6 protein-coding genes are annotated in these 5,679 nt (G+C 60.0%); all 6 read left to right on the top strand.

The genetic code is table 11. The features are described from left to right. Positions 1 to 288: hypothetical protein (locus FEM54_RS34380; RefSeq protein WP_205894421.1), on the top strand; the 288-nt coding region annotated here is incomplete at its 5' end. Next, positions 214 to 1,309 (top strand): peptide chain release factor 2 gene (gene prfB / locus FEM54_RS22660; RefSeq protein WP_096236834.1). Its coding sequence is split into 2 segments (ribosomal slippage): positions 214 to 285 and positions 287 to 1,309, totalling 1,095 coding nucleotides; the frame shifts between segments, so codons are not numbered across the junction. The genes FEM54_RS34380 and prfB, both read left to right, overlap by 75 nt. A 71-nt stretch (positions 1,310 to 1,380) precedes the next feature. Then, entirely contained in the window at positions 1,381 to 2,883 is a 1,503-nt protein-coding gene (lysS, locus tag FEM54_RS22655; protein ID WP_017137101.1) for a lysine--tRNA ligase, read from the top strand. A 162-nt stretch (positions 2,884 to 3,045) separates the two neighbouring features. Then, positions 3,046 to 3,762: a TetR/AcrR family transcriptional regulator gene (locus FEM54_RS22650; RefSeq protein WP_138453145.1), complete on the top strand. Its 717-nt coding sequence runs from the start codon at positions 3,046 to 3,048 to the stop codon at positions 3,760 to 3,762. A 57-nt stretch (positions 3,763 to 3,819) separates the two neighbouring features. Continuing rightward, positions 3,820 to 4,380, top strand: coding sequence for a hypothetical protein (locus tag FEM54_RS22645; RefSeq protein ID WP_138453144.1), 561 nt, complete (start codon positions 3,820 to 3,822; stop codon positions 4,378 to 4,380). A gap of 21 nt (positions 4,381 to 4,401) precedes the next feature. Further along, positions 4,402 to 5,679, top strand: a complete 1,278-nt coding sequence (locus FEM54_RS22640; RefSeq protein ID WP_138453142.1) for a flavohemoglobin expression-modulating QEGLA motif protein — start codon at positions 4,402 to 4,404, stop codon at positions 5,677 to 5,679.

Genomic DNA, 5,679 nt, shown 5'->3' with positions numbered 1-5,679 from the left:
TGTGGGAGCTGGCTTGCCTGCGATAGCGGCCTGTCAGTTACCACATCTGTACCTGATACACCGCTATCGCAGGCAAGCCAGCTCCCACATTTGATCTCAATCGTTCTGGAGATCGTCAACAACCCCGCCTTTTCGCCAAGCGGGCTGCCGTTAGCGCCGGTTTGTCGTTATACTCGTCGGCTTTCAAAAGTTCGCCAACGAGTGCTGCCCGCCATGGAAATCAACCCGATCCTTAACACCATCAAGGACCTGTCCGAGCGCTCCGAAACTATTCGGGGGTATCTTTGACTACGATCAAAAGCATGAGCGTCTGACCGAAGTCAATCGCGAGCTTGAAGATCCGGCTGTCTGGAACAAACCTGAATACGCCCAGGAACTGGGCCGCGAGCGTGCTGCGCTGGCGCAGATCGTCGACACCCTCGACGAGTTGAACACCGGTCTGGGCGATTGCCGCGACCTGCTGGACATGGCCGTCGAAGAAAACGACGAAGGCGCAGTGGGCGATGTCGTCGCCGAGCTGGCCCGTCTCGAGGAAAACCTCGCCAAGCTTGAATTCCGCCGCATGTTCAGCCACGAAATGGACCCGAACAACGCCTACCTGGACATCCAGGCCGGTTCCGGCGGCACCGAGGCCCAGGACTGGGCCAACATCCTGCTGCGCATGTACCTGCGCTGGGCGGATAAACGCGGTTTCGACGCCACCATCATGGAACTGTCCGCCGGTGAAGTCGCCGGTATCAAAGGCGCGACCGTGCACATCAAGGGCGAATACGCCTTTGGCTGGCTGCGGACCGAGATCGGCGTACACCGCCTGGTGCGCAAGAGCCCGTTCGACTCCGGCAACCGCCGCCATACCTCGTTCTCCGCCGTTTTCGTCTCGCCAGAGATCGACGACAAGGTGGAAATCGAGATCAACCCGGCCGACCTGCGGATCGACACCTACCGCTCCTCCGGTGCCGGTGGCCAGCACGTAAACACCACCGACTCGGCCGTACGTATTACCCACGTACCGACCAACACCGTGGTCAGCTGCCAGAACGAACGTTCCCAGCACGCCAACAAGGACACCGCCATGAAAATGCTGCGGGCCAAGTTGTACGAGCAGGAAATGCAGAAGCGCAACGCCGCTTCCCAGGCGCTGGAAGACACCAAGTCGGATATCGGCTGGGGCCACCAGATCCGTTCGTATGTGCTTGATGCATCGCGGATCAAGGATCTGCGCACTAACATCGAACGCAGCGATTGCGACAAGGTGCTCGACGGTGATATCGACGAATACCTGGAAGCCAGCTTGAAATCGGGGCTGTAAACCGTCAGCCAAGACCTTAAGTCCCCTGCCACCGGTGGGGGCAACGAACCTGTGATGGAATTTCAAAAGACATGAGCGACCAACAACTCGACCCGCAAGCCCTGCAACAGGAAGAAAACTCCCTGATCGCCCTGCGCAAGGAAAAGCTTGCTGCCGAGCGCGCCAAGGGTAATGCCTTCCCGAACGACTTCCGCCGTGACAACTACTGCGATGCCTTGCAGAAACAGTACGCGGACAAGACCAAGGAAGAGCTGGCAGAGGCTGCAATCCCGGTCAAGGTGGCGGGTCGCATCATGCTTAACCGTGGCTCGTTCATGGTGATCCAGGACATGACCGGTCGCATTCAGGTGTACGTCAACCGTAAAACCCTGCCTGAAGAAACCCTGGCCTCGGTGAAAACCTGGGACATGGGCGACATCATTGCCGCCGAAGGCACCCTGGCGCGTTCCGGCAAGGGCGACCTTTACGTTGAAATGACCAGCGTGCGCCTGCTGACCAAGTCGCTGCGCCCGCTGCCGGACAAGCACCACGGCCTGACCGACACCGAGCAGCGCTATCGCCAGCGCTACGTCGACCTGATCGTCAACGAAGACGTGCGCCAGACCTTCCGCGTGCGTTCGCAAGTGATTGCGCACATCCGCAGCTTCCTGATGGCGCGTGACTTCCTTGAAGTGGAAACGCCGATGCTGCAAACCATCCCCGGTGGTGCCGCAGCCAAACCGTTCGAAACTCACCACAACGCGCTGGACCTGGAAATGTTCCTGCGTATCGCGCCGGAGCTGTACCTCAAGCGCCTGGTGGTTGGCGGCTTCGAGAAAGTGTTCGAGATCAACCGCAACTTCCGTAACGAAGGCGTCTCGACCCGTCACAACCCTGAATTCACCATGTTGGAGTTCTACCAGGCCTACGCCGACTACGAAGACAACATGGACCTCACCGAAGAACTCTTCCGCGAGCTGGCGCAGCTGGTACTGGGCAGCACTGACGTGCCGTATGGCGACAAGGTGTTCCACTTCGGCGAGCCGTTTGTGCGTCTGTCGGTGTTCGACTCGATCCTCAAGTACAACCCTGAGCTGACCGCTGACGACCTGACCGACATCGACAAGGCCCGCGCCATCGCCAAGAAAGCTGGCGCCAAGGTGCTGGGCTTCGAAGGCCTGGGCAAACTGCAGGTGATGATTTTCGAAGAGCTGGTGGAGCACAAGCTGGAACAGCCGCACTTCATTACCCAGTACCCGTTCGAAGTGTCGCCGCTGGCACGTCGCAACGATGACAACCCGAACGTCACCGACCGTTTCGAGCTGTTCATTGGCGGCCGTGAAATCGCCAACGCCTACTCCGAGCTTAATGATGCAGAAGACCAGGCCGAACGCTTCATGGCCCAGGTGGCCGACAAGGACGCCGGTGACGACGAGGCGATGCACTACGACGCCGACTTCGTTCGCGCCCTGGAATACGGCATGCCGCCGACCGCCGGTGAAGGTATCGGTATCGACCGGTTGGTGATGTTGTTGACCAACTCGCCGTCGATCCGCGATGTGATCTTGTTCCCGCACATGCGGCCACAAGCGTAACCGTAGCGAAATCCGAAGCCGCCTTTTATAAGGCGGCTTTTTTGTGTGACGAATTCAGCCGTCAGCAGAACGGCGCCAAGAGGCACGCGCTGAGCGTTCCCACGCTCTGCACAGGAATGCAGCCCGTGACGCTCCGCATAACTCATTAAAGGAAGATCTGTCGTGAACCGCGTAATGGCTCAAGAAGGCGCCGCCGGCATTGCTGCTGCCGTGGCTGATAGTGTCCAGTACCAGGGCCGCAAGGCCAGCCGTCGAGGCAGCGAGCAACGCCGGCAAGACATTCTCGATGCGGCCATGCGCATCGTCGTGCGTGATGGGGTACGCGGTGTGCGCCATCGCGCGGTGGCAGCAGAGGCCGGCGTGCCGTTGTCGGCCACCACCTATTACTTCAAGGACATTGATGACCTGCTCACCGATACCTTCGCCCAATACGTGGAGCGCAGCGCTGCCTTCATGGGCAAGCTGTGGGTGCGCAATGAAGGCCTGCTGCGCGAGATGGTCGCCTATGGCGATGGCAGCTCGCAGTCACGCTCACAACTGGCCGATGACATTGCACGGCTGACCGCCGACTACGTGATGCGCCAACTGACCAATCGCCGCGAACACTTGATGGCCGAACAGGCCTTTCGCCAGGAAGCCTTGCTTAACCCGCGCCTGGCTGAGCTGGTGCGCTCGCACCAGCAGATTCTGTTGCAGGGCACCGGGCAGTTTTTCCAGGTATTGGGTTCCCGCGAGCCGCAACAGGATGCCAGAGTGTTGACGGCGATAATCGGTCGGATGGAATATCAGGGCCTGCTCGGCGGCCCTGAGCCTCTGACGGGTGAAGAGATGCTTGAGATTCTCAAGCGTTACATGCATTTGGTGTTGGCCTCGGTCTAGCCCCGTGCGCAATCTGCTTTATGTGGGAGCCAGCTCCCACACTTGATGGGGTGCCCAATGAAAGCCTGGCGTGTCATTGCAATCGCCTTGTCCTTCCTGCTGCTCAGCGGTTGCCTGGTCACCTTCAAGGACCCACTGGCGGCCCGTGAAGCCGCGCCCGACGCCTTGCTCGGCCACTGGTCAAGTAAAAACGCCTGGGGCGAACCGCTGAATCTGCAGATCACCCGTGTCGATCAGCAGCATTACAAGGCCGTGAGCTACCCTAAAGCCAAGCCGGGCCAGCGTGATGAGTACCTGTTTACGGTGTCGCGCCATGGCAACCGCTGGTACCTTTCTGCGCCGTTGCCGGCGGCCTTGGGTGGCAATTACTTCCTGGCCGGTTTTGACTTTGAAGGTAAGGGCGACAAAACGCGTGAATTGGTGGTCTACAACCTCGACCTTGAGCAGATCCATCAAGCCATAGGCCAAAATGCCTTGCGCGGCAGCACCGTGGAAACCGTCGAAGGTGATGGCGTGCGGGTCGACAGCCCCATGGACCAGGTATTTGCCTACCTGGATGACCCGGCCAATGCCGATGTGTTCGTTGAAGCCGTGCGCTACCGGCGCGCGGGCAAATAACGTTTAAAGAGGAAGCACCGGGTGGACGATTACCAGCAGACGATACGCACCTTGTCCGATCGCATTGTGCTGGCACAAACACCGATTCGCGTCCTCGACGCCGTGAAGTGGGACGAGAACATTCGCCAGGGGTTTCTCAAGGCCAAGGGCAAGACCATGCCGGCGGTGGACCGCGATTACTACCTGGGCCGACCGCTGTCGTTCGACTCCAGCGCGGTGAAGCTGGAGTTCCAGAACATCGAGCGCGACATCACCCGCCGCCTCGGCCAGTTCAGCCCGGTGGGGCAGATCATGCGCCGCATGTGCCGCGAGTACCGCATGGTGGTGCGCATGCTCGAAGCGCGGGGCACCGAGGACTTCGGCCTGATTTCCCAGGAACTCTACGGCGCCGCCTCGGACGCGTTCCACGCCGGTGACCCGACGCTGGCCGACCTGGGCCTGATGATGTCTGACTACCTGAACCAGATCGACGGGCGGGGCGACCTCAAGGACGAAGCCAAGACGCTCACGGCCAAGCATGCCGTGGCCTTGCTGCAAACCCGTTTGAATAAGGTGTTCGGTGAGGCCGAAGAGACCATCCGCGTCTTCGAGTCCGACGGTATCGTCGCCGATGCGGCGGCGGGCGCCGACTACATCAAGATCCGCGCCGACGCGATGTTCAACGAGCGTGATGTGCGCGCGCTGGAAGTGCACGAAGGCCTGGTGCACGTCGGCACCACGCTCAATGGCCAGAACCAGCCGATCTGCACCTTTCTGTCCAAAGGGCCGCCCTCGTCAACGGTGACCCAGGAAGGCCTGGCGATTCTGATGGAGATCATCACCTTTGCCTCCTACCCCAGTCGCCTGCGCAAACTGACCAACCGCACCCGTGCCATCCATATGGTCGAAGAGGGCGCCGACTTCCTGCAGGTATTCGAGTTCTTCCGCGAGCAAGGCTTTGAGATGGCCGAAAGCTACGGCAATGCCAGCCGCGTGTTCCGTGGTTCGACGCCGACCGGTCTGCCGTTTACCAAGGATTTGTCCTACCTCAAGGGCTTTATCATGGTTTACAACTACATCCAGTTGGCCGTGCGCAAAGGCAAGTTGGAACAAGTGCCTCTGCTGTTCTGCGGCAAGACCACCCTGGAAGACATGCGCACCTTGCGCCAACTGGTCGACGAAGGCCTGGTGGTGCCACCCAAGTACCTGCCCGAGCAGTTTCGCGACATGAACGCCCTGGCGGCGTGGATGTGCTTCTCCAACTTCCTCAACCACCTGAGCCTGGACCGGATCGAGGCGGATTACTCGAATATCCTGTAG

It is taken from the genome of Pseudomonas edaphica (assembly GCF_005863185.1).
Classification (GTDB): domain Bacteria; phylum Pseudomonadota; class Gammaproteobacteria; order Pseudomonadales; family Pseudomonadaceae; genus Aquipseudomonas; species Aquipseudomonas edaphica.
This window is presented reverse-complemented; position numbering and strand designations above follow the sequence as displayed.

Coding starts and splice junctions, on each gene's coding strand:
- FEM54_RS22645 (WP_138453144.1), top strand. CDS start 3,820: ATGAAAGCCTGGCGTGTCATTGCAATCGCCTTGTCCTTCCTGCTGCTC.
- lysS (WP_017137101.1), top strand. CDS start 1,381: ATGAGCGACCAACAACTCGACCCGCAAGCCCTGCAACAGGAAGAAAAC.